General features: G+C 43.3%; 2 protein-coding genes. Both read left to right on the forward strand.

Going from position 1 to position 1,972, the window contains the following annotated elements; translation table 11 throughout:
* Positions 1-99 precede the first annotated feature (99 nt).
* The gene (locus ENN47_05050; protein HDP77546.1) at positions 100-852 is read left to right on the forward strand and encodes a hypothetical protein; all 753 of its coding nucleotides are present in this window, start codon (positions 100-102) and stop codon (positions 850-852) included.
* A gap of 36 nt (positions 853-888) precedes the next feature.
* On the forward strand, positions 889-1,972 hold a 1,084-nt coding region (locus ENN47_05055), incomplete at its 3' end, for a hypothetical protein (protein HDP77547.1).

Here is a 1,972-nt window from a genome sequence, read left to right on the forward strand (position 1 = left end):
AAGGCCGCCGTCACTGCGAAGCCGTTGATGATAATCGAGAATAAATATATTGAAGGGATCTGAATAATGGAGTCTGTCCCTGAAAACAGGAGGAAAACCATGAAGACGTGTCTTGTTTTTCTTTTCCTGTTTTTCTTCTCTGTTCTCAGCTTTGCTAGCTCAGTCAATTCTGCGGAGCTGCAAAGGAATTCTCTTGCCGAGCTAAACAAGGCGTACAACATGGCGATCGATAATCTTGCGAAAAAAACAGGGATATTGGCATCCGGAGCAGATTACTTCGTGGCTGCTCTATATTCAAAAGACCCGCTATTGCTTCGCTTCAGGGAAGAAGTCGCAGTATCTACCACGAGCATAAACGATGCAAGAAGCAAGGGTGTTTCTGATGAAGAAATGTCCAGACTCTTACTGGCTTATCAGCAGGCGAAGCTGAGAGAGAACAAGCAGCTTATGGCTATTGCCGAGTCTTCGCTGTACAGCTCCATGGACTATGCTCTTGCAGAAGGCTTAAAGGGCTCAATCGAAACTGCTCATAAGGTGATTTCAGAGTTTCTTGCCAACTGGAAGACAGTCCTAGAGCCTATATTGAAAGGCGATTTCAAGGGAGTATTCAAGAATGCAATTCTGCAGCTTATCGACTCAACATACAAGATTACTTTCATAGACCACGTGAAAAGCAATTACGGCGCCACAGACAAGATCGCAACTTTCTGGTGGAAGTCTTACTTCGTCGATCCGTTTTTGATTTCCGAAGAAAAGAAGTTCATGGATGAAATCCTGACAAGTGCTTCGGACGAGCTCAAAGAAAAGTTGAAGGAGAAGCTGACGGAAAGGGTGAAGCTTGAGATTCTTTAGAATGGAGAGGCTTTAACCGAAGAGGCTATTGAGGGAATGGTTAAGGAGAAGGCCGAAGGTATTCTAAAGAATATTGTTGAAACGCCTTCTCTTATTGTCGAGCTCTTCGCCAAGTACTACAATGTCGTCTACTTCCAGCTGATGTTTAACAGGCTTGCAGTAAACGAGGTTGCTTTTTTAAAGGAAATCAGAAAAGTTGTCGGTAACGACAATTCAGAGATAGATAAGTGCTACTTCGACAAAGCTTACTTCCTGGCAACACGCCGAGCAAAGAATGCCGGCAAGACAGACCCAGTTACCGAAAAAATGAAAGATTCGAAGATCGAGGAAAGCGATAGAAACATCCTTCCTAACGAGGTTCTCAATAAGTTTGCAGAAGCTGTGGAGAAAGAGGATCCGTTCATTGAACTGACAGTTGTTCAAACAATCGAGGCTGAAATTATCGAGATGACCTCTCGATTTGCAGCTGATAGCATTCCTTCTTCCGATCGTTCCATTGCTCTGATTGAAGAGTTGCTCGACAGATTGAAAGCAGATGAAATTACTCTTGTGCTTTTCAATCAGGAGATTTACAGTGTTTCAGCTCAGTACGATGCCGCTTGTGCGAGAGCAGTGGCAAACCTGAAGTCTGAAATCAATTCGCAAAAAGAGAAAGGCCAAATAAGTGAGAGTGAATACATTGACCGTAACGAGGAAATCGAGAGAGAGGCTTCAAAGCAAAAAGAAGAGTTGAGTTCGACCATTGTAGGTTTTCGTGAAGAGATCGAGAATGCAAGGTTCAAATTCAGAGAAGAGTTCTACACTCTTTTCCACTCGGTTGATTTAGAGGAGGAAGTAATTAGGATAAACTCCGAGATGAGCGATGAGATCGGAGGTTTTCTCCAAGTTTACTCGCAAAAGACCGGCATTCATCTTGGAAACACATATTTTCCAAGTTTCAATGACTTGATCGCGGCTTTCAGCAATCAAGAAAATGGATTTGGGAATGATTTCTTGAAGAGACTTCGTTCCGATTCGCCCGAGATCGTCCTTCTTCAAAGCGGTTGGATTCTTGAAGGTCTTTACGCGATTTGGACAAAAGAAAGAGAACTCACAAATGACCTTCTAGACAGAGCAAGTG

Origin of the sequence: Mesotoga infera (assembly GCA_011045915.1) — a bacterium.
GTDB lineage: Bacteria > Thermotogota > Thermotogae > Petrotogales > Kosmotogaceae > Mesotoga > Mesotoga infera_D.